Origin of the sequence: Brevundimonas sp. (assembly GCF_027484365.1) — a bacterium.
Classification (GTDB): Bacteria; Pseudomonadota; Alphaproteobacteria; order Caulobacterales; family Caulobacteraceae; genus Brevundimonas.
In genome coordinates this window covers 165,175-189,306 of record NZ_JAIXTC010000030.1, presented here as the reverse complement: position 1 = coordinate 189,306, position 24,132 = coordinate 165,175, and the positions used below count along the sequence as shown (strand labels likewise).

The following is a 24,132-nucleotide window of genomic DNA, read 5'->3' as shown; positions in this document are numbered from 1 at the left end:
TATGGACGGGTCAGCGACCACTCTCGACGAGCGCCGCCGCGCCCTGGTCGCGCGCCACGCACCGACGCTGGCAGCCGCAATCGACGCGGTCCAGACCCGAAAGAGCTGGAGCCCTTACAGCGACAGTCCCTCCACGAAGATCCACGGTCCCGACAAGCCGGGCGCCGGCAAGGCGGCGTTCGAGGCGCGGCTCGGAACGACCTTCGATCTGGGCCAGCCCGGCGTCTTCGGCACGGTCGGCGAGGAGGTCTCGCCCTTCACACAGCGACCGCTGAACATCCTCTATCCGAAGAGCGATCCGGAGGCCCTGGTCACCGCCGCCGTCGGCGCCATGGGCGACTGGCGCGAGGCTGATTTCGAGCTGCGCATAGCCCTCTGCCTGGAGATGGCGGCGCGGCTCTACGACCGCAATTTCGAGATGGCCCATGCGGTGATGCATGTGGCGGGTCAGAGCTACACCCAGGCGTTCAGCGGCTCCGGCCCCAATGCCCTGGATCGCGGGGTCGAGGCCCTCGCCTACGCCGCCAAGGCCATGCGGGATGTCGCGCCGTCGGCCACGTATCACCGCACCTTCGCCGGCGAAGCCGTCGTGCTGGAAAAGACCTACGTTCTGGTCCCGCGCGGCGTCGGGCTGGTGATCTGTTGCGCCTCCTTCCCGACCTGGAACGCCTATCCGGCGATGTTCGCCAGCCTCGCCACCGGCAATCCGGTCGTCGTCAAGCCGCACCCCATCGCCATCCTGCCCATGGCCATCGTGGTCGAGACGAGCCGGGCGGTGCTGACCGAGTTCGGGTTCGACCCCAACCTTGTGACCCTCGCCGTCGACACCCTGGCCGAGCCTGTCGCCCAGCATCTGGTCGATCACCCGCAGGTCCAGATCATCGATTTCACCGGCAGCCCCCGCTACGGCGGCCATCTGGAACGGACCGTCGTCGGCAAACAGCTGTTCACCGAGACGGCGGGCGTGAACACGATCGTCATCGAAAGCGTGGCCGACGTCGACGCCGTCGCCCGCGCCGTGGCCCGCTCATCCAGCCTGTTCTCGGCCCAGATGTGCACCAGCCCCCAGGTCGTCTACATCGCCCCCGACCTGTTCGAGCCGATGTCCGCCGCCATCGTCGACCAGATCGACGCCATCGCCTCGGACCCGGCCCAGTCGGCCGGGATCATGGGGGCGATCCAGGGCGATGTCTCGCTGAAGGTCGTGGCCGAGGCCCGCGCTGCGGTCGCGGACCAGCCCGGCGTGCGGATGCTGCGTGACGCCGCCCCCTATGCCCATCCGCAATTCCCCGGGGCCCGCACCCTGACGCCGCTGGTCATCGCGGTGGACGGCGGCCGGCATGTCGATCTGTACGCAGAGGAACGTTTCGGTCCGGTCCTGTTCCTGGTGAAGAAGGACGCTGGCGAGGCGGTCATGGAGGCGACTTGGCTGGCCCGAACCAAGGGGTCGATCTCCTCCTATCTCTATTCGATCGACGAGACCTTCATCGACAGCGCGACTCCCGCCTACGAAGCCGCCGGGGCCAATCTGTCGATCAACCTGACCGGCGCGATGTGGATCAATTTCGCCGCCGCCTACAGCGACTATCACGTCACCGGGCTGAACCCGGCGGGCAACGCCTGTCTGGCGGACCTCGCCTTCGTCGCCTCCCGCTTCCGCATCGTTCAGCGACGCCGGCCCGCCACGTGACGTCGGACGTCTTCATCGCCGGGATCAGCATGACCCGCTTCGGCAAGCGGCTGGACGACAGCGTCAAGTCCCTGACCGCCGAGGCCGTGACCGCAGCCCTTGCAGATGCGGGCGCCGAGGTCGGCGACATCGAGGCGGCCTGGTTCTCCAACACCCGCCAGCCCATGCTGGAAGGCCAGAACACCGTGCGCGGCCAGATCGCCCTGCGCCCGCTCGGCCTGACCGGCATCCCCATCGTCAATGTCGAGAACGCCTGTGCCTCCGGATCCACGGCCCTGCTGTCCGCGATCCACTGGATCAGGGCCGGTGCGGGCGACATCGCCCTGATCGTCGGGGTCGAGAAGATGGTCTGGCCCGACCGGCTGGAGCGGGTCGCGGCGGCCTTCGCCGGCGGCACAGACATCCATGATCGCGAGGGCGTGGTCGCCTACATTCGATCGATGGGCGGGGAAGACCCTGGTCCCGACCGCAGTCTGTTCATGGACCTCTACGCTGCCCAGGCCCGCGCCCACATGGTGCGCCACGGCACCACCCTGGAAGACTTCGCCCGCATCGCCGCCAAGAACCACACGGCCGGCACCCTGAACGACCGCGCCCAGTACCGCACGCCGATGACCATGGAACAGGTCATGGCCGACAAGGCCGTGGTCTTCCCCTTCACCCGCGCCATGTGCGCTCCCGTCAGCGACGGGGCGGCGGCCGCGGTGATCTGTTCAGCGGCCGGTCTGGCGCGGCTCGGTGGAGCGTCGCGGCCGGTCCGGGTGCGCGGCTGCGCCCTGGTCAGCGCCAGCAACCGACCGGCGAACGATTTCGATAATCACATCGGCAAACGCGCTGCGACCCGGGCCTATGAACAGGCGGGCATCGGGCCGGACGCCGTCGATGTCGTCGAGGTCCATGACGCCACCAGCTACGCCGAGGTGCAGCAGATCGAGAACCTCGGCCTCGCAGAGCCCGGCACGGTCGGCGCACGGCTGAAGGCGGGCGACTTCGCCCTCGGCGGCCGGACGCCGGTCAATCCTTCTGGCGGCCTGGTGTCCAAGGGCCATCCGGTCGGGGCCACGGGCATCGCCCAGCTGTTCGAACTGACCACACAACTGCGCAACGAGGCCGGCCCCCGTCAGGTCGAGGGCGCGCGCATCGCCGTGGCCGAGAACGGCGGCGGCTTCCTCGGCGTCGAGGAGGCGGCGACCGTCGTCACCGTGCTGGAGCGGGCGGCATGAGCCATCCGATCCGGGCTCTATACGACAACCTGCCGGCCAAGGCCGACCGCCCCGCCCTGTTCGACGGCGACGTGACGCTGACCCACGGCGAACTGATCGCGATGGTCGAGGCGGCAGCAGGCGATCTGGCGGCGCGTGGCGTCGGCGCCGGGGACCGGGTCGGACTGTGCGCCCGCAACAGCTGGCGCCATGTCGTCGCCTATCTGGCGATCCTGCGCGCCGGCGCGGTCTGGACCCCGCTCAATCCCCGCAACGGCGCCCGGCTGAACGGCGACTTCCAGGCGCGGGCGAACCTCTCCCTGACCTTGATCGACACCGCCTCGGTCGAGGCCGCGGGCGTCTCGGCGCGGCGCCTGGCCCTCGAGACTTGGCTGGATGGCGTGGGCGAGGCGACGCCGTCTCCGATCACGGACGATGCCGACGCCCCCTTTGCGCTGAAGTTTACCGGGGGCTCAACCGGCGTGCCCAAGGGGGTCGTGCAGAGCCAGGCCAGCGGGGCTGCAGCGCTGCGATCGCTGCAGACATTCTACGACTTCATGGCTGACGACGTGAACCTGGCCGTCGCCCCGCTGACCCACGGCTCTTCCCACTACGTCCTGCCGGTCCTTGCCGCCGGCGGGGCGCATGTCCTGCTGGCCGAGCCCGACCGCGCTGCGATCCTGAGCGAGCTCAGGACGCGGGTCACGACTGTCTTCATGCCCCCGACCCTGATCGCCCTGTTGATGGGCGAAGCCGGGTTCCAGCCCGACGACTTCCCGCGTCTGCGACACCTGACCTATTCCGCCGCGCCGATGTCGCCGGACCGGATCGCCCAGGCCATTCAGCGCTTCGGCCCCGTCGTCTCGACCCTCTACGGCCAGACAGAGGCCCCCATGACCATCGCCGGACTGTCCCCGGAGGACATGGCGGTCCCCGACAGGCGCGCCAGCGTCGGCCGGCTCTTCGCCGACACGCCCGTCCGCCTGCTGACCGGCGACGGCGATCTGGTCGAACGCGGCGAGGGCGAGATCGTGGTCGGGGGCGACCTGACCCGGACCATCTATCTCGATGCACCCGGGCTGACGGCGGCGTCGCGTCACGACGACTGGCTGAAGACCGGCGACATCGGGCGGATCGGCGAGGACGGCCTGCTGCATCTGATCGGCCGGTCGAAGGACCTGATCATCACCGGCGGCTATAACGTCTATCCGGGCGAGGTCGAGGCGGCGCTGAACCTGCACCCGATGGTGCGCGAGGCCTGCGCCTTTTCCGAGCCCGACGACGTCTGGGGCGAGCGGCTGGAGGCGGCGGTGGCGGCCGCACCCGACGCAGACCCCGCCCATATCATGGCCTTCGTGCGGGAGCAGATCGGGCCCGTGCGCACACCCAAGCGTCTGCACCTGGTAGACGCCCTGCCCCGTAACCCCGTCGGCAAGGTGGTGCGCGACGACGTCCGCGCCCTGTGCCGCCAAATGCAAACCCGACCGCTGGAGCTGGCCCGATGATCGTGATCCCCAGGGACCGCATCAAGGAGATGAAATCAAAAGGCTGGTGGGGCGACCAGACGCTGGACGACCTGTTCCTGAAACACGTCGCCGCCCATCCGGATGCCGAGGCCCTGGTCGATCCGCTGAATGCGGCGGACGTCGTCGGCGGTCAGCCCGACCGCCTGACCTGGCGCGAGACCGCCCACGCCGTCGATCGGCTCGCAGCGGTCCTCGTCGCGCACGGAATCAGCAAGGACCAGGTCGTCGTCATCCAGCTGCCCAATATCGCTGAACTCAGCATCGCCTATCTGGCCTGTCTGCGGCTCGGCGTGATCGCCAGTCCCGCGCCCGTCCAGTATCGCGAGAACGAGCTGGCCTACATCATCGAGCGCACCGATGCGGTCGCGGCGATCACGGCGGACCGGATCGGCAAGCAGCAGCACGGTGAGATGATCGTCGCCCTGAAGGCGCGCTGCCCGACGCTGAAGACCGTCTTCGTCCTCGGCGAAACCTGCCCGGCCGGGGCGCTGGATCTCGAGCCCCTTATGGACGGGGCCACCGGAAAACAGCATCGCGCGGCCCTGAAGGCGGCGAAGGACGCGCGCGTGACCGCCGACGACATCTTCACCATCTGCTGGACCTCCGGAACGGAGGCCCAGCCCAAGGGCGTGCCCCGCAGCCACAACGAATGGATCATCATGGGGGCGGGGGTCGTCGACGCCGCGGACCTGGAGCCCGGCGCCAGGCTGCTCAACCCGTTCCCCATGGTGAACATGGCCGGCATCTCGACAGCCTTCGTCGGCTGGCTACTGCTCGGGGGCGTGCTGATCCAGCACCAGCCGTTCGACCTGCCCGTCCTGCTGCGCCAGATGCGCGAGGAGAAGATCGACTACACCGTGGCCCCGCCCGCCGTGCTGAACCTGCTGCTCCAGAACGAGGCCCTGCTGGAGGGCATCGACTTCGGACGGCTCAAGTCGATCGGTTCGGGCTCCGCGCCCCTGTCCGAATGGATGGTCCGCACCTTCCACGAGAAGCACGGCGTCCAGATCGTGAACTATTTCGGCTCCAATGAAGGCGCCTCCTTCCCCAGTGCGCTCAAGGACATTCCCGACCCGGCCGAGCGCGCCATCCTGTTCCCGCGCCTCGGCGACGGGTTCACATGGAACTGCATTCTCCACGACCGGATTTTCACCCGACTTGTCGATCCGGAGACGGAGCAGGCCATCACCGGGTCGGGCCAGCCGGGCGAGCTGCGGGTCAAGGGCGCCACAATCTTTTCGGGCTACTGGCGCGCGCCGGAGATCAACGCCCGGGCCTTCGATGCCGACGGCTGGTTCCGCACCGGCGACCTGTTCGAACTGGCCGGCGAGCGGCTTCAGTATCTGAAGTTCGTCGGGCGACTGAAGGACATCGTCATCCGGGGCGGAATGAACATCTCGTCCGAGGAGATCGAGAACCACCTCGTCGCCCATCCGGCTGTGGCCGAGGCCGCCGTGGTCGGGGCGCCCGATCCGAACCTCGGCGAACGGCTGGCGGCATTCATCGTCTACCGGCCGGGCCAGACCGCGACCCTGGAAGAGATCAACCGCTTCCTGATCAACGAGCGTCAGGTCGCCGTCTACAAGCAGATCGAACGGCTGGAGACGCTGGACGCCCTGCCCCGCAATCCGGTGGGCAAGGTGCTGAAACGCGACCTGCGCGCCGCCTTCAGAGAAAACGAGACCGCATGACCGCCGCCTTCGACAGCCTCCGCCTGCCCGTCTTCGCCGCGCCCATGTTCCTGGTCTCGGGGCCGGAGATGGTGATCGCCGCTTGCAAGGCCGGAATCGGGGGGGCCTTTCCAACCACCAACTGCCGCACGGTCGAGGATCTCGACGGCTGGATGGCCCGGATCACGGAAGCCCTGACGCCCGGCGACGCGCCCTGGATCGCTAACCTGATCACTCATTCGACCAATGCCCGTCTGGCCGAGGACCTGCGCCTCGTGGCGCAGTACAGGCCGCCGGTCGTGATCACGGCCCTCGGGTCGCCGAAACCGGTGATGGAGACGGTCAAGGCCTATGGCGGCCTGGTCTTCGCCGACGTGATCTCCATGACCCTGGCGAAGAAGGCGGCTGCTGCCGGCGTCGATGGTCTGGCCTGTGTCAGCGCCGGTGCTGGAGGTCACACCGGCCACCTGTCGCCCTTCGCCTTCATCTCGGCGGTGCGGGAGTTCTTCGACGGCTATATCGCGGTCGGCGGCGGCGTCGGGGACGGCGCCGGGATCGCGGGCGCGGTCGCGGCCGGAGCGGACTTCGTCTACATGGGCACCCGCTTCCTGGCGACGACCGAGAGCATGGCCCAGCCGGCCTACAAACAGATGGTCATCGACTCTGGGCCGGACGATCTGGTGGTATCAGACTCGGTGACCGGCACTGCCGCCTCGTGGCTCAAGCCATCGCTGGCGGCTGCCGGCCACGACCCGGACAATCTGGGCGGCCCGGCCGAGCGCAACTATGCCTCCGGCGGCGACAACAAGCGCTGGCGCGACATCTGGGCGGCAGGGCAGGGTATCGAGTCGGTCAAGGCGGTGGAGCCGATCGCCGACGTCGTGGCGCAGCTGGAACGGGAATACCTCGCGGCGCTGGACCGGTTCGAACGCAAGACCGCCAAGCGCCCGGCCCTGCGCGGGGCGGCGTGAGCGAACCCGTCCGGTTCAAGCTGGATCCGACCGTCGACGGGCTGGAGCTCGTGCGGCGCTGGATGGTGGCGGGCGACGGCGTGGGCGGCTTCCTCAGGCGGCTGGGTTCGCATCCGGTCGAGGCGCGCGAGGGATTCGTGCGAGTAGCGCTGGACATCGACCCGGGTCACGCCAACTTCATCGGCCTGGTCCATGGCGGGGTGACGGCGGCCCTGATCGACATGGCCGGCGGGGCGGCGACGATGAGCATCCTGAAGCCCGGCCAGACGCTGGTGACCACGGATCTGACGATGCGCTTCCTCAACGCCGCGCCCAGCGACACGGCGCGGCTGGAGGCGACCGGGACGGTCACATACAGCGATGATCGCAAGGCCGTGGTGGCGGCCGAAGTGGTCACCGACGCAGGCGTGGTCGTCGCCCAGGGCACCGTCGGGGTGGCGATCCGGGCGGCTCGATAACGCCGGGCGCTAGACCCCCACCACGAAACTGACCGTCGTCGTCGTCGACCCGCCGATGTTCAGAGTCTGCACGTTCCGCGCACCCTCGACCTGATAGTCCCCCGCCGTGCCGGTCGTCTGTTTGAACGCGTCCAGCGCCATCCGCACGCCGGTCGCACCGACCGGGTGACCGCAACCGATCAGGCCGCCCGAGGCATTGATCGGCAGCCTGCCCCCCATCTCGATATCGCCGGCCTCAACCGCCTTCCAGCTCTCGCCCGGCGCGGTCAGGCCCAGGTGATCGATGGCCATGTATTCGGTCATGGAGAAGCAGTCGTGGGTCTCCACCGCGTCGATCCCCGACAGGTCGAGACCGGCCCGGGCACGGGCGTCGTCGATGGCGCGCTTCACCTGGGGGAAGACATAGGGCTGGCCCTCGCTGGCCTTGATCTTGCGGCCGTAGTCGATGGGGGCGCAGCGGTGGCCCCAGCCCTTGATGCGGGGAAGGCTCTCCAGCGGAATGCCACACTTGCGGGCATAGTCGGCGGCGCGCTCGGGCGAGGCCAGGATGATGGCGGCGGCGCCGTCGGTGACCTGGCCGCAGTCGGTCTTGCGAACCCGGCCCTCGATGACCGGATTGGCCTCGTCGTCGTCGGTGAAGCTGGCGTTGGAGAAGCTGTAGTTGCGGGTCTGGGCGTTCGGATTGCGCTTGGCGTTGTCGAAGTTGATCTGCGAAATCCGACGCAGGTGAACCTCGTCGATACCGTAGCGGCGGTCGTATTCCTCGGTCAGGTCCGAGAAGGCGCGTGGCCAGGCGTAGGTCGCGTCCAGATACTCGTGCCCGGCCCAGGCCGCGGCGCCCAGATGCTCGGCCGCAGTGACGCCCGGGACGTTACGCATCATCTCCAGGCCCAGCACCATGGCCGTGCCGTATCGGCCGGACTCGATATCGGCCGCGGCGGCCATGATGGCGAGGCTGCCCGAGGCGCAGGCGGCCTCATGGCGCGAGGCCGGCATTCCTGTGAACCGCTCATCGGTCATGGCGAAGAAGCCGCCAAGCATCCCCTGCCCGGTGAACAGGTCGCCGACGAAATTGCCGACATGGCCCACGTCGATGTCCTCGGGCTCAAGCCCCGTCTCGGCGAGGGCGCCGTGGACGGCCTCAGCGAAGCCGTCGCCGATCTCCAGCCCCTCGCGCGCATAGTTGCGCGCGAAGTCCGACTGCCAGCCGCCGAGGATATAGGTCATGTCCGCCTGTCCTTACGCTGCAAGCGCCGCCTTTGACGCCCGGATGGTCTCGCCCTGCTCCCAGGTCGCATGGGTGCCGCTGGAGATCCGGCCCGGCAGAATGATACGCGCCACGGGACCATCCGCCAGCTTGCGCGCATCATAGATCACGCATTCCGACCGGTCCTCGATCATGTCGGTGACATAGGTAATCAGATAGCCGTCGTCCTCCTCCGTCGCCCCGACGCGCGGCGCGAACCCGGGCTCCGAGCCATAGCGTTCGGGCCCGAAATCGACGGCCCAGCTGTCCAGCGTCTCCATGTCGTGCTTGACCAGGCCGGTGAACAGGAACCAGCCGGGCTTGGACACTGCGGAGTAGGCCCAGCGATATTTCACGCCCGCGAACTGGTTGTTGATGATCCCGAATTCCAGCACCCGGTCGTCGAGCCGCTGTTCCGTGGTCTCGCCCGTCTTCAGGTTGAAGCGCCAGCGGTGCAGCTTGGGTTGCAGCATGTTCTGGTCGAGGAAGGTCATGATCCGCTCGTACTGCGGCCAGGCGTCCGGGCTGGTCTTGGGCACCGGATTGTCCTGGAAATAGCCGTCCAGAACGACGGTGTCGCCGTCCTCCCAGGCGTTCAGGAAGTGCAGCACATAGGTGGCGTCGCCCTCGAACCAGCGCACGTCGGCCTCGCCGCCGAAGCGCGGGATCAGGCCGAAGCGCGACTTCATGTCGGGATGGAACCGGGCCACGTGGAAGCCCTTGGGCAACAGGTCTTGCTCCCAGAACAGGGGGAAGTCGTTGAGGATCGACCAGTTCGTCGTGAAGGCCATGTCGTGCGGCAGACGCGGTCCAGGCAGGGGCACAGGCGTCAGATGCTTCAGCTGGTTGTCGGCCCCGACAACGCCGTAGTGCATGTAGGGCGCGGCCTTGGAGTAGTTGAAGAACAACAGCTCGCCCGTCTTCGGATCGACCTTGGGGTGGGCCGAGATTCCCTCCGGCGGGCACCAGCCGTCCGTCCCCATCGGCTCCAGCGTATAGGGATCCAGCCGATAGGCCTCGCCGCACTGGTAGAAGGTCGAGAGTATGGCCCCGGCGTGGATGATGACGTCCGTCGACGACGAATCCTTCAACCCGCCGTGCGCGCCCCAGCCCGGCTTTTCGGACAGCGACGGATGCTCGGCCAGACCAGCCCACAGGGCGCGTCCCGCCTCCTGCTCGGCCTCGAAGCCGGCCGTGCGGACGAAGCGGTTGCGATAGCTGGCCTTGCCGTCCTTGAACGAGATCGCGTGCAGCATGCCGTCGCCGTCGAACGGGTGATAGCGGCCCAAAGGCTGGTGGACGGGGTTCTCGGTGTTGCGCACATAGACGCCGTCGATATCGGTCGGGATCGTTCCGATCACCACCATGTCGTCGGCGGTGTGTTCCTCATGCTGGGGCGTCCAGGCACCCTGCATATAGGGGTGCGACCGGTCCGTGAGCGTCATCTTCAGCGGAGCCTGGGCCACGCCGCCCTCGAAGGCCGTGCGGGCCCTGCCTGTCTGTTCCAGTCCCATCGATCTCTCCTGCAACCGCTCGACCTCGAGAAGGCGACTTGCGTTAGCATACCATGCTTGCAGCGGATGGCGAGAGGGCTTTAGTATGAAAATGAAAGCGACGCCGGATCCGCCGGCGCATGAGGGAAACGACCATGGCCGAACACACCCCGCCCGCGCTCGATTTCGACGGTCTGAGGCCGCCCAGCCCGTTCATGACGCCCGAGCACGAGGCCTGGCGGGCCAGGCTGCGCCGTTTCGTGAACGGATACATCGCGCCGCATCTCGACGCCTGGGACGCCGTCTCGGACTTCCCCGACAGTCTCTACCAGGACGCCGCGCGTGAAGGCATCAGCGGCATGGGCTTCCGCGAGGATCTGGGCGGAACCGGCGAGAACGTCGACCTGTGGCACCGGATCATCTTCGCCGAGGAGTTCTTCCGCATGGGGTCCGGCGTGGTCTTCGCCGATCTGGCCACGCCGTGGATCGCCCTGCCGCCGATCATCAATGGCGGTACAGCCGAAATGCTGGATCGGGTCGCCCGCCCGGTGCTGGCCGGCGAGAAAAAGATCGCCTTCGCGGTGACCGAGCCCGGCGGCGGCTCTGACGTCTCCGGCTTCACCACGACGGCCGAACGCCGCGGAGACATGTTCGTCGTCTACGGCGGCAAGACCCTGATCTCGGGCGCCATGAAGGCCGACTATCTGCTCACGGCGGTGCGGACCGGCGGACCCGGCATGGGCGGCCTGTCGATGCTGCTGATCGAGACGGACCGCCCGGGCGTGACCCGCGGCCCCCTGCCCGGCCTGCAATGGTACAACCGGAACAACGGCTGGCTGAACTTCGACAATGTCGAGGTCCCCGTGACCAATCTGGTCGGGGTCGAGAACCGGGGCTTCGCCGGCCTTGCCAGCCAGTTCAACATCGAGCGGTTCTCCGGCATCGCCGCGACCCTGTCCATGACCCGCACCTGCGTGGCCGAGGCCATCGCCTTCGCACGCGAACGTCAGACATTCGGCAAGCGACTGATCGACCACCAGGTGATGCGTCACAAGATCGTGGACATGGTCCAGCGCATCAAGGTCGCCTACGCCATGCTGGACATCCTGGTCTGGCGCTTCGGCCGGGGCGAGGTCCCGGTCGCGGACCTGGCCCTGCTGAAGGTGCAGGCGACGACGACGCTGGAACATTGCGCCCGGGAAAGCCTGCAGGTCCTGGGCGGCCGCGCCTATACCGGCGGAAACCGCGTCGAACGCATCTACCGCGAAGCCCGCATCTTCGTCATCGGCGGCGGGTCGGAGGAGATTCTGCGCGATCTTGCGGCGAAGCAGATGGGGTTCTGAGCCGCACACCGAAAAAGGCCCCGCTGCTTTCGCAGCGGGGCCGAGGCATCTCAGGTCAGGAAAACCCGGAAGTAGCGGCTCAGAAATTGCGCCGCAGGGTGACCCCGTAGGTGCGGGGGTCGCCGAGGAAGGCCGAGTAGGATCCCGCCTGGAAGGTCGCGGGGATCACGCGGCGATAGTAGTCCTGGTCGAAGACGTTCCTTGCGAAGACGTCCAGCTGCCAGGCCTCGTTCGCGTCCCGCAGGGAGAAGCGAACATTGGCGGTCGTGAAGCTCTCCTGGACGCGTTTCGGATCGAACCCGCCCGTGAAGAACTCCGAGGAATAGCGGGCGTCGGCGTAGGCCACACCGGTCAGGCCGTCACCGATGGGGAACTCCCAGGTCACCGACGAGACATTGACCCAGTCCGGCGACTGCTCCAGCTCCAGGCCGGAATACTGGCGGTTCAGCACGTTCACCGGATAGTAGGCGTCGGTATAGCTGAGGCCGTTGGTCAGGGTCAGGCCGGGGGTCGGCTCCCAGGTGACCTCGAGCTCGGCACCCTTGGTGATCACCTCGGCCAGCGAGCGGACCACGAAGCTGACGCCCGTGAACTCGATCAGCTGGAAGCCCTCGAAGGCCTGGTGGTAGGCCGCGAAGTTGGCGCGCAGGGTGCGGTCGAAGAACTCGCCCTTGATGCCGACCTCATAGGCGTCGACCGTCTCCTCGACGAAGGCCAGATCGCGCGCGTTCGGCGTGGCGGGGGTGGTGAAGCCGGCACGATCGAAGTTGTAGCCGCCCGACTTGTAGCCCCGCGAATAGGACGCATAGGTGTTGAGCGACTGGTTGACCCGGTAGGCGATGTTCACTGTGCCGGTCGTCGCCGTTTCGGTCCGGGCGTCGCTGTCGCCCGCCGGGTTGAGCCGGGTATCCCAGAACGGCGCGCAGAACCGGGTGATCCCCGGGGCGTCGCTGGTCCGCACGGCGCTGTCGCAGGCCGGGTTGAAGTTCTCGCCCCGGTAGGTGATCTCCTTGTCGTTCTGCGTATAGCGCAGGCCGGCGGTGATGCTGAGAGCGTCCGTGACGTGGAACACGTTGTGGGTGAAGAAGGACAGATCCTGTCCGCTCTGCTCGCCGATGCCGCGCGCGCCGTCGCCGGGCCGGAAGGCCGCCAGGGTCGAGGCCTGGAAAGTCGCCGCCCCGCCGTAGATCAGCGGATAGTCGGCGCCCATGCGATAGGCGCTGTCGTTCAGCACCGTCTCGTCCGAGTAGAACAGACCGACCAGCCAGTCGAGGCGACCGTTCTCACCCTGAAGACGCAGTTCCTGGGTCAGGACGTCGAAGCCCTGGTGCAGACCGTCGGGTGCGAAGAAGCCCAGGTCGGCGCCCGAGTGATCGAAGTCCTGGGACCGGAAGGCCTCCCAGCTGCGGAAGGCGCTGACCGAGTTCAGGGTCGCCCAGCCCAGATCCCACTCGGCCGAGGCGGACACGCCCATATCCTCGATGTCCTCCTGATTCTGCCGGATGTTGTTCTTGGAAGCGCGGCGATCGAACGGATTGGTCGACGAATAGCCGATCCCGCCACGCGCGGCGGCCAGCTGGTTGACCAGGTTGTAGGTGGGGCCGGCGATGGCCAGAACCGCGACGCAGCAGTTCTCATTGCGGTTCGTATAGTCGGCCGTAAAGGTCCAGCTCAGGGTCTCGGACGGACGCCACAGCAGCTTGCCGCGAACGAACTGCCGGTCGAGGTTGTCGAGGCTCTCGCCCGAGTTGGCGTCGGAATGGAAGCCGTCACGCAGCTCGTAGCTGCCCTCGATGCGCAGGGCCAGTTCGTCATCGACCAGCGGGAAGTTCGCGGCGCCCGAGATCCGGCGGTCGTTGAAGCTCCCGTATGATCCGGTGATGTTGCCGCTGATCCCGTTGAAATCAGGCTGTTTCGTCGTGACGTTGATAATGCCCGAAGAGGTGTTGCGGCCGAAGAGCGTGCCCTGGGGCCCGCGCAGGACTTCGATTCCCTGCAGGTCGCCGAGTTCCGAGAGCGCCACCCCCGTGCGGGCCCGGATAACGCCGTCGATGATCACGCCGACGGACGATTCGAGTCCGGGGTTGGTCGAGGTCGTGCCCACGCCGCGGATGCGGATCGAGGAGTCCGAGCCGCCGCCGGGCGTCTGAAACTGAACGCTCGGCGCCAGGCTGGTCAGTTCTCGGATGTCGCTGACGCCGGAGTTCTCCAGCTGTTCGCCGCTGACCGCGGTGACGGCGACCGGCGCCTCGATCAATCGCTGCGCGCGACGGGTCGCCGTGACGATGATCTCATCCACGACCGTCGCCTCCTGCCCGGAGGGCGCGGTCTGGGCCAAGGTCGGTGTCGCGGAAAGCGTCGCGGCGATGACCAATGCGGATACGCTGACTGTGCCTCTGATGTTCACGCCCATTCCTCCCATGAGCCCTCGTTCACCGAGGTGCTTCTGCCCTCAATGTGTCACTGGCGAATTGAGACTGTCAAATGGCTTTTGTAATCAGACCGACATGTGTACTTCTGTGTGAGTGTGGCGACACGCTCCTGCCATGCCTGAGCCTGCCCAGGCTGGCCGAGCGCAGCCCGGACGACGTTTCTGGATCCTACGTCATTTGAATATAAGGCCTTTCCTGTTGCGATACTGCCGGTCAAGCCATCTCGAAGTTCGCCGGATGCCCGCTTCCGTTGATGCAGGTGCGAAGGAAGCCAGCCGCCATCTCGCAACTGCGAGAGTCGCTTTCATCTTGAGATTGAACAAGGTTACGGTATGAGTGCGATCAAGGATGTGACGGGCGAAAGCCATCCGGCTGAGCCGAGGATCTGGCCCGACTCCGGCTGGGCCTGGTTCGCGGTCGCCGCCCTGATGGTGGCCTATACGTCCAGCTTCATCGATCGCCAGATTCTGACCCTGCTGGTTCAGCCGATCCGCGCAGACCTGACGATCACCGACACCCAGTTCAGCCTTCTGGCCGGGATCGCCTTCTCCCTGTTCTACACCGTCATGGGCGTGCCGCTGGCGCGACTGGCGGACCGGGGCAGCCGGCGCTGGATCATCTTCTGGGGGATCGTGGTCTGGAGCGTGATGACCGTGGCCTGCGGCCTGGCCAACAGCTTCTGGGCCCTGTTCGCCGCGCGCATCGGCGTGGGCATCGGCGAGGCCGCCCTTTCGCCCGCCGCCTATTCGATGATCTCTGACTACTTCCCGCCGCGCCAGCGGGCCCGCGCCCTGGCCGTCTATTCGATGGCCCCCTACCTCGGAGCCGGTCTGGCCCTGATGATCGGCGGTGTGGTGATCGACATCATCGCCCAGGCCGGGGCGATGAAACTGCCCCTCGTCGGCGAGCTGGCGCCCTGGCAGCAGACCTTCGTCCTCGTCGGCGCCCCGGGCCTGCTGATCGCCGCCCTTTTCGTGATCGTGCGCGAACCCCCACGCCAGGGGGTGGTGAAGTCGGGTGTCCAGGCGGGCGTCCTGAAATACATGTGGTCGCGCAAATCGACCTTCTACATGCTGATCTTCGCCTTCTCGATCTTCGGCATGGCCGGGATCTCCTATCTGGCCTGGGCGCCGGCGGTGCTGATCCGTCAGCACGGGATGACCCCGGCCGAGGTCGGCTTCGCCTATGGGCTGGTTCTGCTGGCCGCCGCCACGCCGGGCGTCCTCGTCGGCGGCTGGCTGACAGATGCGTTTGCCGGAAAGGGGCGGACAGACGCACCCGTTCGGGTCGCTATCCTCGCCCTCGTTGCCAGCATACCCTTCGCTATCGCCATGCCCCTGATGCCCGGCCGTGACCTGGCCATCGCCGCCCTCGCCGGTTTCAGCTTTTTCGCGGGCGTCATGAACAGCCTGCCGGCCACAGCGCTTCAGGCCGTCGCGCCGAACCAGCTTCGGGCCCAGATCACCGCCATCTACTTCCTGATCGGCAACCTGATCTCACTCGGCCTCGGCCCCACCGTCGTGGCGGCCATCAGCGACAACTGGCTGGGCGGCGACCAGAACATCGGACTGTCTCTCGCTATTGTCAGCGGCGCGACCATCGCCGTCGCCGCCCTGATGCTCACCCGCGCGCTGAAGCCTTTCCGGGACAGTGTCGAGGAAGCCCGGGCGTGGCAGGAGCCCGCCCGATGAGCGATGCACGCCTGACCATCCCCTGGTTCGATCCTGCGCCGCCGACGGCCGCGGACTGCGTCATCCCTTTGCTGATCGACCGCTGGGCGGCTGAGACGCCGGACACTGTCTTCATCCGGTTCGAGACCGGCGAGACCTGGACCTGGGCCGAGACCCGCAGGCGTGCCGTGTCCACCGCCGCCGCGCTTCAGGCGCGCGGCGTCAAGGGCGGGGACATTGTCGCGGCCTGGGCGCCGAACGGTCCAGCCCTGCTTCGGGCCTGGTTCGGCGCCAACTATGCGGGCGCGGCGCTCGCCCCCATCAACACAAGCTTCCGCGGCAAGCTGCTGGAACACGCCATCGGAAAGACCGGCGCCAGGGTGATGATCGTCCATCCCGACCTGGCGCCGCGCCTCGAAGGTTTGTCGCTCGGCGTCACCGGGCGACTGATCCTGACCGGGCCGTCCGCGCCCCCGGCACTGCAGGTCGAGATCGAGGACGCCTCTGCGCTGGACGGCGATCCGACGGCCTTCCAGCCTGTGGAACAGCACCCCTGGGACCCGCCGGTGATCATCTTCACCTCCGGCACGACAGGCCCGTCAAAGGCGGTGGTCACCTCCTATGTGCAGGAATGGACGACGGCCAGGGTGACCTACGGCTACATGGTCCAGTCCGACCGGATGCTCGTGAATCTGCCCATGTTCCATGTGGGCGGCATCGCGGCGATCACGGCGGCGGTGGCCTGTGGCGGCTCGGTCGCCCTGTTCGAGGCTTTCGACACCCGTCGCTTCTGGGACACCGTGCGCGAGACCGGCTCGACGGTCTGCTCCGGCCTGATCGGAGCCCTGACCTCCTTCCTGATGAAGGAGCCGCCGAAGCCCGACGACGCCGACAACCCTCTGAGGATGGTGACCCTGTCGCCGATCAACGAGGACACCATCGCGCTCGCGAAGCGGTTCGGCTTCGACTACCTCTCGGGGTTCAACATGACCGAGGTCTCCGGGCCGTTGATCAGTGCGGTCAACGATCCGGTGATGCGCTCCTGCGGCCGGGTCCGCGTCGGCATGGAGTGCCGCATCGTCGACGATCACGACAACGAGGTCCCGCACGGCGAACCTGGCGAACTGGTCATCCGTTCCGACGCCCCCTGGACCCTGTTCAGCGGTTACCTCGGCGATCCGGAGGCGACGGCGAAGGCCTGGCGCAACGGCTGGTTCCACACCGGCGACCTGATGTGGCGCGACGCCCAGGGCTGCTTCTTCTTCGTCGACCGCAAGAAAGACGCGATCCGCCGGCGCGGCGAGAACATGTCCTCCCTGGAGATCGAGCTCGAGGTCGTCGCCCACCCCTCCGTCCGCGAATGCGCCGCCTACGGCGTCGACCTGCCCGGTGGCGAACAGGAGGTCATGGTGGCTGTGGCGCCGGTCGACGGCGCCGAGATCGATCCGCGCGAACTGCTGGAATGGCTGATCCCGCGCATGACCCATTTCATGGTGCCGCGCTACGTCCGGGTCGAGACCGCCCTGCCCAAGACCCCGACCAACAAGATCCAGAAGACCGGACTGAGGGACGAGGGTGTCACAGCCGCGACCTTCGACCGGGAGGCGGCCGGGCTGGTGGTGCGACGCCAGAAATTGACGGTTGCTTGATAAGACCTAACGGCGTCGCCTAAGAGGGGGGATGCCCCGCGTCGCCCCGAAAATTCGTCTCGTTCCAAAGAGCTCGGTTAACCGCGCGCTCAACGCCCTGGGCGATCGATGGAGCCTGCTGGTCGTCCAGGAGGCCTTTCTCGGCGCAACGCGGTTCGAGGAATTTCACGCCCGCCTGGGCGGAGCCCGATCCACCCTGTCCAGCCGTCTCGCGGCGCTGGAACGGCACGGCATCCTGGTCAAGAAGCCCCACAAGGACGAGGGCGCGCGCATGGCCTACCATCTGACGCCGCGCGGACTGGGTCTGTTCGATTCCATGATGCTGATGTGGGGCTGGGGCGTGCGCTGGGGCGTGACCGGCGGCCGGGCGCCGACCGTCTTTACCCACACCGACTGCGGCAAGGCCATGCTGCCGGAGCTGCGCTGCGGCGGCTGCGGCGAACCCCTGACGCTTCATACCTGCTCCTTCACGCCCGGCCCCGGTCAAGGGATGGAGAAGTTGCCGGTCCAGCGCATGCACCGTCGTCGTCAGCCCAATGACGAGGCCCCGACCATCGAGCTTGTTGACCTGCTCGGCGATCGCTGGACCGCCCTGGTGGTCAGTGTGCAGTATTTCGGCCTGCACAAGTTCGACGAGATCCAGAGCATGCTCGGAATCGCCTCCAACATTCTGACCGATCGGCTTCGGACGCTGGAGATGTCGGGCATTTTCGAGCGGCGCCTCTATGAGATGACGCCGCCCCGCTATCAGTACCGGCTGACGACCAAGGGGCGCGACCTCTATCCCCACGCCCTGACCATGATGACCTGGGCCGACACCCACCTGAAGGACCGCGCCGGACCGCCGGTGAAGATCAAGCACGTCTGCGGCGAACCGCTGAGCGCCCAGGTCTGCTGCAGCGCCTGCAAGGGTCGGCTGACGCTGGAGAACGTTCTGATGAAGGCCGGAAGAATCAAGCCGACGGCGTAGCGAAAGTTCGCATTTGAAAGCGTCTCCAACGCGCTTGCATTAGCAGACTCTTGGTCCTAGCGTTTGACGAACCAGAACACTAGGGAGACAGGCCGTGGGTCAGAACATGCAGGTCGTGGAGGCCATGATGGCCGCCTGGAAGAGGCGCGATGTGGAGGGTTTCATTGCCACCCTCGCCGACGACATCGAGTACCATTGGCACCCCACCAAACGTCCGGCCGTAGGCAAGGACAAGATGCGCAAATTCCTGTCCAACTACGAGGCCGGCTTCGATCAGCAGGAGTGGCGGGTTACCCATTCGGCCGAGAACGGCGAGGTCCTGTTCGTCGAAGGGATGGAGGTTCTGGTCGATCGTGCTTCGGGCGTGAAGATCGATAACCCCTTCGTTCAGGTCTTCCAGGTTCGCGACGGCCTGATCTACAGGATGCGCGACTACTACGACACGTCGCAGGTCCATGCGCCGGCGAAGCCCGAGACTGCAAAGGCCTCGGCATGAGTACGCCGATCGAACGCCTGCGTGCGCTGATGGCGGTGTCGGAGGCCCGGGATAAACCCGCCTTCCTCGACTTCTTCGCCGACGACGTCGAATACCACTACCATGTCGGCACCCGCCCCCTGATCGGGAAGGAGTGGGTCGACCGGTTCATCACGAAATACTGGGCCAACCATTCGGCGACGAAATGGACGCTCGTGAACTGGGCCGAAAACGGCGACAAGGTGCTGACCGAAGGTCAGGAGGACTACGTCAACGCCGACGGCGTCAGCGTCTCCCATCCGTACATGGGCATCATCGAATTCCGGGACGGAAAGATCGTCGCCTGGCGCGACTATTTCCAGATGAAGGACCCGGCGGCGTCCTGACGCTTGGCCAGACCGGTTTAACTTATTAAACCAATAGCTTGCGTCATTCAGATGCAAGATTGGGTTCAGAATTGCACTCACTGGACTCGGTGTCCTGCGAGTGCAATTCGCGCCTCTAGACTGCCTGCATCCGCTCGGCCCGCAAGGCCGAACGACGCACCTTGCCCGCATCATCACGCAGCCGTTCGGTCGTAACTTCCAGCGAGCGCGGCCGCTTGTAGGGCGCGATCCGCTCGGCGAGGAAGGCGTTCAGCGCCGCCTGGTCCAGAGTCCCGTCCGCCGTCTCAACGATGGCATGAACGCGCTGGCCGAAATCAGCGTCGGGCAGCCCCACCACCACGCTGCACTGGACCCCGGGGAAGCTGTCGATCGCCGCCTCGACCTCGGCCGGATAGACGTTGGCCCCGCCCGAAACGATCATGTCCACGCGCCGGTCGGCCAGATAAAGCCAGCCGTCCTCGTCGACATAGCCCATGTCGCCCAGGGTCTCGAACGTCCCGTTCGCCCGCGGCTCGGCCCCGAGGTATCTGTAGGTCGTTCCCTGCCCCCGCAGCGGCATGAAATAGATCTCGCCGACCTCGCCGGGCGCGCAGGCTTCACCGGCCTCGTTCAGCACCTTCATCTCATAGCCGGGGAGGACCTTCCCGACCGAGCCGGGATGGTCCAGCCATTCGACGCCGCGAATACCCGTACCGCCGAGGGCCTCGGTGCCGGTATAGATCTCCCAGACCGTCTCCGGGCCCACCCACTCGATCCACTTCTGCTTCAACCAGGGGGGACAGGCGGCGGCGATGTGCATGACGGCGTCCAGAGACGAGACATCGTATTTCGCTTTCACATCCTCTGGAAGGGACCAGATTCGATGCATCATCGTCGGCACCTGGAACAGCCAGCTGACCTTGTGCTGGTCGATCAGCCGCAGTGTTTCCTCCGCATCGAAACGCGGCATCAGGACGATGTGCAGCCCCCAGCCCATCGCGAAACAGGTCATGCCGAAGGGAGCCGCATGGTACAGCGGCCCGGGGTTCAGCAGCACATCCTCGGGGATCATGCCGAGCAGCAGGACGTCGGGGTCGACCATCGCCGGCGCCATGTCGACGATGACCTTGGGTCGGCCGGTCGAGCCGCCGCTGGCGATGGCCTTCAGATGTTTCGACACGATCTCCGGCAAGGGCGAAGGATCCGCCGACACGTCATACGTCTCCGCCTCGGAGAGGCGAGGCGTATCGCCCGCCCGGTCCCCATCCTCGATCACGATCAGGCGCGGCTTGAGCAGATCGAGGATGCCGGCCAGCTCGATCGCCGGCAGCTTGTGCGACAGGGGCGCCGGTGTCGCGCCGAGCGCCCAAACGGCGAAGGCCAACTCCAGAAACGCAGGGCAGTTCGGCAGGGCGATGGCGACGAAGTCGCCCTCGACCACCCCCGCTTTCGCCAGGGTCCGAGCCCGGCGATTGACCCGCTCCGCCAGCTCGCGCCGGGTCAGGGTCACGCCTTCAAAGGTCAGGGCCGGACGATCCGGATCCCTCTCGGCATGGACATTCAAAAGGGTCCCCACCGCCCGGGGCGCCGGCATGGCGACCCCCGGCGTGGACATCGTGCGCGGCCTGGCGGGACGGATCATGCGGCGGACTTCGTCTCCGAGGCGGTCGCCTTCTTGGGCGGCCAGGGAACCATCAGGCTGGTACGGGCCATATAGTCTTCATAGCCCGGACGCGTGTGCTTCAGCCGCTTTTCGTACGACACGCCGCCGCTGTACTTCAAGAACATCACGATCAGCAGAAGCGGCCCGACGATAGACACGGCGCCGAGCAGGCCGGTCTCCGCCGCGATCAGCCACAGGCCGAACCAGACGCACAGGTCGCCGAAATAGTTGGGATGCTGGGTATAGCGCCACAGGCCCTTGTCCATGACGGTTCCGGCCGTGCCGGGCGTCTTCTTGAACCGCACCATCTGCCAGTCGCCGAGGCTTTCGAAGATGATGCCGAAGACCGTCAGGCCGGCGCCGATCCAGCCGATCAGGCCCACGGCGACCGGCGTTCCGGACAACTGGCCCAGTTGTACCGGCAGGCTGACGACGAACAGGATGGGTGACTGCAGCTGGAACACCATGACCCAGGCGGCCTTCGGATAGCTCATGCCCTTGGCCTGGGCCCGCTCCAGCATCTTCACATAGCGTCTGTCCGGCCCGTGATCGCGCCAGCGCCACAGCATGTAGCCGCCCAGACGCAGGCCCCAGACACAGACCAGGACGAGGATCAGCTGCATCCGCTGGTCCGAGCCGTCGGCCATGAAGAAGGTAGTCACCCCCATGAAGGCCAGGCCCAGCGCCCACCAGGCGTCGACGAAGGTCACGTCCCGGATGGCGACGCCGATCCCCCACAGGATGACGAAGGACGCGACGCAGATCGCGAAGTTGATCCCGAGTATGGTCAGGATTTCGGTGATGGGCGGCATGATTCAGGTCTCCCCCTCGTTCGTCCGGCGCCTAGCGGCCCGTCGACAGTTCCTTGGCGTGCAGCATCTTGGCCATGCCCCGTTCCATCCCCTTGGGATCGCGGGCCAGGGCGGCGCGGCTCTCGATGGCGAACCGGTCGGTGTCGATCTCGTCGATACCGCGCGTGATGCCCTTCATGGCGGCGCGCGCGATGTCCTCAGGCTGCTCCTTGGCGCCCTTCACATGCGAGGCCATCCGGGTGTCCACCGATCCCACGATCAAGGAGGTGACGCTGGTCCCCTGCCCGGCCAGCTCGGCGCGCATACAGGTCCCGGCGGCACGCATGGCGAACTTCGACGGGCTGTAGCCGCCCATGTTCGGCACTGCGACAATGCCTCCCACCGAGAGCACGTTCAGGATCGCGCCACCCCCGTTCGCCTTCAGCACCGGCGCGAAGGCACGCGCCATCTGCAACGGTCCGAAATAGTTGACCTCCATCTCGTCGCGCGCGGCGGAGATGTCGTCGGCTCCGATCAGAAGCTTGTTGTGGAAGGCGCCGGCATTGTTCACCACGACCGACACGTCGGGACAGGCCGCGGCCGCGGCCTCGATCTCGTCCGGCCTGGACACGTCCAGCCGCACCGCCACGACCTTGCCGGGATACCGGTCCTCAAGATGTCTGGCGGAAGCCGGGTCGCGGGCGCCCGCATAGACCTTGGCGGCTCCCTCCTCGATAAGCACATGCACGAAGCCTTCGCCGATACCCCGATTAGCCCCGGTGACGATGGCCACTGAGCCCTGAATGTCCATGCGCTCGCCTCAGGCTGCAGTGTAGATAATGTCGTCGGGCCGCTTGGCCCCGCGCCGCAGCACCGAGGGGTCCCGGGTGATCGCCCCGCGCGCCCAGGTCTCGGAGAGCTCGCGCTCCTCGTTCCATTCCCAGCACAGGGTGCGGCGGAAGATGCGCCATTCGTCGCCGCGCTTCTCCATCTGGTCGACGCAGCGGGCCAGGGTGCGAGCATCGAATTCCCGCCCCTCAACGGTAGGGCGCGAGGCCGTGAGGATGTAGCATTCAGCGGTCGCTGTGGTCGCCGACTTCAGGTCGATGACCATGTTCATGGCCATGTGGTTCATCAGCCCGGCCTTGGGCAGCCGCTCCTTGACCACAGCCACCCATTCGGACGCCGGCCCGTCGAAGGTGCCGCCGTGATCCTCCCAACCGTCCGGCCAGTAGGCGCGTTCGACCAGGTCAGCATCGTTGCGATCGCAGCCGCGAAGGAATTTCAACAACACCTCCTCAATGGCCTTCTTGTCGAGCAGCGCCTGGACCTCGGGGTCGCGGTCGGCCATCCTGTCGTCCTCCGGTCGTCTATTTTAGTCTTTAAACGAAAGTGACATGGCTTGCGTTAACGGGCAAGTCAGTCAGCCGAAGTTCAGAGCCTCAGCAAGCCCGGCGGCGCGACGATCACGCGGGGAATGGCCTGCAGGACCATGGCCGCGACAGCGAACTGTTCCGGCTTGGTCCGCATGCCGTCCGGGGCGGTGTCGACAAGATCCATGGCGATCCTGACTCCGGGCAGGCCGTCGATCTCGATCTCCCAGTGAGGCTTGCCGGCGAACGGCGCCTGGGCCGGATCCATGATCCAGTTGACCTCGTGGGTGATGCGCCGCACCCCGTCGATCAGACCATGCACGCGCCAGGTCGTGGCCGACACCGTGCCCTCGCGAATGACGCCTGCGGCTATGGTCAGGTCACGCTCCGCCAGGCGGACCGCATGGTCCGGTTCGAACCGATCGAGCGACAGACCCAGCCGCACGGCCAGCCCCTCCACGCTCTGCGAGAACATGGCCGTGAAGGTGTCCGCCAGAGGACCGTTCGTCAGGTCGATCTGGCCCGGCCCTGAGCCGAAACCCAGGGCGCCGAAGACGTAGTCCGGATTTGGAACCGTTGCGCAGTCGATGATCTCGCGCGTCGAAATGTTCCGGTGCGACAGACACAGGGACGCGGCATTGGCCGCCATTCGCTCCGCCACCCAGCCCGGGTTGACTCCTGTCCCCGCCAGGGTCGCGCCGCCCTTCAGAGCGCTGTCAGCCAGGCCCTCGGCATAGGTGCGGCCGAGGGCGGCAGGCTCGAAATAATGGTTGATGCTGATGACATTCTTGCCGGATTCCAGCAGCCGCTTCACATCCGCATCGTGCCCGACGTAAGGGGCCGACAACATCGGCGCGTGGATCACCACATCCGCGTCCAACGACAGGATTTCGTCGATGGAGCGTGTCGCAAACACCCCCGTATCCGGCCGACGCGCGATCTCTCCGGCATCGCGCCCTGCCTTGGCCTCGCCGTAAACGAATAGGCCGACCAGCTGGAACCGGTCATCGTCCAGCACCGCTCGCAGGCAGGCCTTGCCCATGGAGCCGGTCGCCCACTGGATCACCCGGATGGGTCTTGTCATCACGCCTCCCGACGCTCTCGCCGCGCCTTCGAGGGTCAAGGCTGACCATATAAGTCCAGAA

At 66.7% G+C, this 24,132-nt stretch carries 20 protein-coding genes; 12 read left to right on the top strand and 8 right to left on the bottom strand.

Features of this window, described 5'->3' with window-relative positions:
• Nucleotide 1: 1 nt before the first annotated feature.
• From Q0044_RS16195 to Q0044_RS16170, 6 genes are read left to right on the top strand one after another with little or no spacing between them, the layout of a single operon-like run.
• Complete coding sequence (locus Q0044_RS16195) at nucleotides 2–1,690, top strand: aldehyde dehydrogenase family protein (protein WP_298163520.1); 1,689 nt, start codon at nucleotides 2–4, stop codon at nucleotides 1,688–1,690.
• Entirely contained in the window at nucleotides 1,687–2,913 is a 1,227-nt protein-coding gene (locus Q0044_RS16190; protein ID WP_298163519.1) for a thiolase family protein, read from the top strand. The genes Q0044_RS16195 and Q0044_RS16190 overlap by 4 nt, the downstream gene beginning before the upstream one ends.
• Nucleotides 2,910–4,397: a class I adenylate-forming enzyme family protein gene (locus Q0044_RS16185; RefSeq protein WP_298163518.1), complete on the top strand. Its 1,488-nt coding sequence runs from the start codon at nucleotides 2,910–2,912 to the stop codon at nucleotides 4,395–4,397. The genes Q0044_RS16190 and Q0044_RS16185 overlap by 4 nt, the downstream gene beginning before the upstream one ends.
• Entirely contained in the window at nucleotides 4,394–6,109 is a 1,716-nt protein-coding gene (locus Q0044_RS16180; RefSeq protein WP_298163517.1) for a class I adenylate-forming enzyme family protein, read from the top strand. Before Q0044_RS16185 ends, Q0044_RS16180 begins: the two co-directional genes overlap by 4 nt.
• Nucleotides 6,106–7,059, top strand: coding sequence for an NAD(P)H-dependent flavin oxidoreductase (locus Q0044_RS16175; protein WP_298163516.1), 954 nt, complete (start codon nucleotides 6,106–6,108; stop codon nucleotides 7,057–7,059). Before Q0044_RS16180 ends, Q0044_RS16175 begins: the two co-directional genes overlap by 4 nt.
• Nucleotides 7,056–7,517, top strand: a complete 462-nt coding sequence (locus Q0044_RS16170; RefSeq protein WP_298163515.1) for a PaaI family thioesterase — start codon at nucleotides 7,056–7,058, stop codon at nucleotides 7,515–7,517. The genes Q0044_RS16175 and Q0044_RS16170 overlap by 4 nt, the downstream gene beginning before the upstream one ends.
• A 9-nt stretch (nucleotides 7,518–7,526) precedes the next feature.
• Here Q0044_RS16170 and Q0044_RS16165 read toward each other — a convergent pair whose 3' ends face one another.
• Both Q0044_RS16165 and Q0044_RS16160 read right to left on the bottom strand, forming a co-directional pair.
• Nucleotides 7,527–8,744, bottom strand: a complete 1,218-nt coding sequence (locus Q0044_RS16165; RefSeq protein ID WP_298163514.1) for an acetyl-CoA acetyltransferase — start codon at nucleotides 8,742–8,744, stop codon at nucleotides 7,527–7,529.
• Nucleotides 8,745–8,756: 12 nt separating this feature from the next.
• Nucleotides 8,757–10,277 (bottom strand): carotenoid oxygenase family protein, encoded by a 1,521-nt coding sequence (locus Q0044_RS16160; protein ID WP_298163513.1) that lies wholly within the window; start codon nucleotides 10,275–10,277, stop codon nucleotides 8,757–8,759.
• A 134-nt stretch (nucleotides 10,278–10,411) separates the two neighbouring features.
• Here Q0044_RS16160 and Q0044_RS16155 point away from each other — a divergent pair, with 134 nt between their 5' ends.
• On the top strand, nucleotides 10,412–11,599 hold the full coding sequence (locus Q0044_RS16155; protein WP_298163512.1) for an acyl-CoA dehydrogenase family protein: 1,188 nt from the start codon (nucleotides 10,412–10,414) through the stop codon (nucleotides 11,597–11,599).
• A 79-nt stretch (nucleotides 11,600–11,678) separates the two neighbouring features.
• Here Q0044_RS16155 and Q0044_RS16150 read toward each other — a convergent pair whose 3' ends face one another.
• Complete coding sequence (locus Q0044_RS16150) at nucleotides 11,679–14,006, bottom strand: TonB-dependent receptor (RefSeq protein ID WP_298163511.1); 2,328 nt, start codon at nucleotides 14,004–14,006, stop codon at nucleotides 11,679–11,681.
• A 357-nt stretch (nucleotides 14,007–14,363) separates the two neighbouring features.
• On the opposite strand from Q0044_RS16150, the gene Q0044_RS16145 reads away from it, so the two are divergent.
• From Q0044_RS16145 to Q0044_RS16125, 5 genes are all read left to right on the top strand, one after another.
• Nucleotides 14,364–15,722, top strand: a complete 1,359-nt coding sequence (locus Q0044_RS16145; RefSeq protein WP_298163510.1) for a spinster family MFS transporter — start codon at nucleotides 14,364–14,366, stop codon at nucleotides 15,720–15,722.
• Nucleotides 15,719–17,350: an AMP-binding protein gene (locus Q0044_RS16140; protein ID WP_298163509.1), complete on the top strand. Its 1,632-nt coding sequence runs from the start codon at nucleotides 15,719–15,721 to the stop codon at nucleotides 17,348–17,350. Before Q0044_RS16145 ends, Q0044_RS16140 begins: the two co-directional genes overlap by 4 nt.
• Before the next feature lie 31 nt (nucleotides 17,351–17,381).
• Nucleotides 17,382–18,320 carry a winged helix-turn-helix transcriptional regulator gene (locus Q0044_RS16135; RefSeq protein WP_298163508.1) on the top strand — a complete coding sequence of 313 codons (939 nt, stop codon included), beginning with the start codon at nucleotides 17,382–17,384 and terminating at the stop codon, nucleotides 18,318–18,320.
• Nucleotides 18,321–18,414: 94 nt separating this feature from the next.
• On the top strand, nucleotides 18,415–18,816 hold the full coding sequence (locus Q0044_RS16130; RefSeq protein WP_298163506.1) for a nuclear transport factor 2 family protein: 402 nt from the start codon (nucleotides 18,415–18,417) through the stop codon (nucleotides 18,814–18,816).
• The gene (locus Q0044_RS16125) at nucleotides 18,813–19,181 is read left to right on the top strand and encodes a nuclear transport factor 2 family protein (RefSeq protein WP_298163505.1); all 369 of its coding nucleotides are present in this window, start codon (nucleotides 18,813–18,815) and stop codon (nucleotides 19,179–19,181) included. Before Q0044_RS16130 ends, Q0044_RS16125 begins: the two co-directional genes overlap by 4 nt.
• A 115-nt stretch (nucleotides 19,182–19,296) precedes the next feature.
• On the opposite strand, the gene Q0044_RS16120 is transcribed toward Q0044_RS16125, so the two are convergent.
• From Q0044_RS16120 to Q0044_RS16100, 5 genes are all read right to left on the bottom strand, one after another.
• On the bottom strand, nucleotides 19,297–20,802 hold the full coding sequence (locus Q0044_RS16120) for an AMP-binding protein (protein ID WP_298163503.1): 1,506 nt from the start codon (nucleotides 20,800–20,802) through the stop codon (nucleotides 19,297–19,299).
• Nucleotides 20,799–21,635, bottom strand: a complete 837-nt coding sequence (locus Q0044_RS16115; protein WP_298163501.1) for a DUF1295 domain-containing protein — start codon at nucleotides 21,633–21,635, stop codon at nucleotides 20,799–20,801. The genes Q0044_RS16120 and Q0044_RS16115 overlap by 4 nt, the downstream gene beginning before the upstream one ends.
• Nucleotides 21,636–21,666: 31 nt before the next feature.
• Complete coding sequence (locus Q0044_RS16110) at nucleotides 21,667–22,425, bottom strand: SDR family oxidoreductase (protein ID WP_298163499.1); 759 nt, start codon at nucleotides 22,423–22,425, stop codon at nucleotides 21,667–21,669.
• Nucleotides 22,426–22,434: 9 nt separating this feature from the next.
• Nucleotides 22,435–22,965: a nuclear transport factor 2 family protein gene (locus Q0044_RS16105; protein ID WP_298163497.1), complete on the bottom strand. Its 531-nt coding sequence runs from the start codon at nucleotides 22,963–22,965 to the stop codon at nucleotides 22,435–22,437.
• 83 nt (nucleotides 22,966–23,048) lie between these two features.
• On the bottom strand, nucleotides 23,049–24,071 hold the full coding sequence (locus Q0044_RS16100) for an NAD(P)H-dependent amine dehydrogenase family protein (RefSeq protein WP_298163495.1): 1,023 nt from the start codon (nucleotides 24,069–24,071) through the stop codon (nucleotides 23,049–23,051).
• Nucleotides 24,072–24,132: the final 61 nt, after the last annotated feature.